1 pseudogene is annotated in these 1113 nt (G+C 66.8%); it reads right to left on the reverse strand.

Annotation, left to right across the window (positions count from 1 at the left end):
* Nucleotides 1–1113: pseudogene (locus tag ACTG4J_RS15430) on the reverse strand (sarcosine oxidase subunit alpha); the annotation flags it as partial.

Here is a 1113-nt window from a genome sequence, read left to right on the forward strand (position 1 = left end):
GCGATATGTGGTCGTCCCTGTCTCGGCGATGCCGCGCCCGGTGGTATCTGCGAGATAGGCAAGTGCGGCGATGTTGGAGGTCTTGCCCTGATCGGGCGCCATGCCTTGGGTCGTGTAACGCTTCATATGCTCGACCGCGCGGAACCCTTCTTGCGCAGATTGGGCGACATCCTTGGTGGTGACGTCATTGGCGAAATCGAGCCATGCCCGCCCCTTGCCCGGCACATACCACAGCGTTTCACCCTCGCCTGCATTGCTGTCGGCCTTGGGCGGCGTTTGTCCACTAGGCGCGCGCAGCCCCAGCGCCTTGAGCGCGGCTTTGGCCGCCGCGGTCCCTTCGCGCAGGCAATCCGCCGTCGACATCGCGCCGTTGCAAGCACCCGCCGCCGTCATGCCCGGCACGGCATCGGGGCGGGGCAAGAACATCTCGCGCCCCTCGTCCCATATGGGCCGCCCCCCCAGATGGCATGTCAGATGCACCGCCGGGTTCCACCCGCCCGAGACGGCCAAGCAATCGGTGATCAGCGTATCGGTGCGGCTGCCCTTGCGATAGGTGATCTCGCGCAGGCCATGACGGCCCTTGGTGCCGATCACCTGCCCCCCCGCGATCAGGCGGTAATCGCCCTGCGCCTGCGCATCCGCGCGGCTGTCGATCACGGCGGCGACCTTTACACCCGCGCCTTGCAATTCAACCGCCGTGCGGTGCGCATCGTCATTGGTGGCGAAGACCGTCACATTGCGCCCCGCCGCCACCCCGTAGCGGTTGAGGTAGCTGCGCACGGCACTTGCCAGCATGATGCCGGGGCGGTCGTTCATCGGAAAGGCGATGTGGCGCTCATGCGCGCCCGCCGCCAAGACCGCCCGTTTCGCGCGGATACGCCAGAAACATTCCGGCGGCAGGTCGGGGGCTGCGGGCAGATGACGGGCGACGCGCTCCAGCGCGCCATAGCTGCCATCATCATAGGCCCCTGTCACCGTGGTGCGCGTCATGATGCGCACCTTTCCCGTGGCGCTGAGCGCCTTGTGCATAGTCGCGATCCACAGGGATGCATCGAGCCCGTCGATCTGCTGGCTGTCCGACAACAGCCGCCCGCCCAGATGAGTGCCTTCCTC

Origin of the sequence: Roseicyclus sp. (assembly GCF_965662675.1) — a bacterium.
Lineage (GTDB): Bacteria > Pseudomonadota > Alphaproteobacteria > Rhodobacterales > Rhodobacteraceae > Roseicyclus.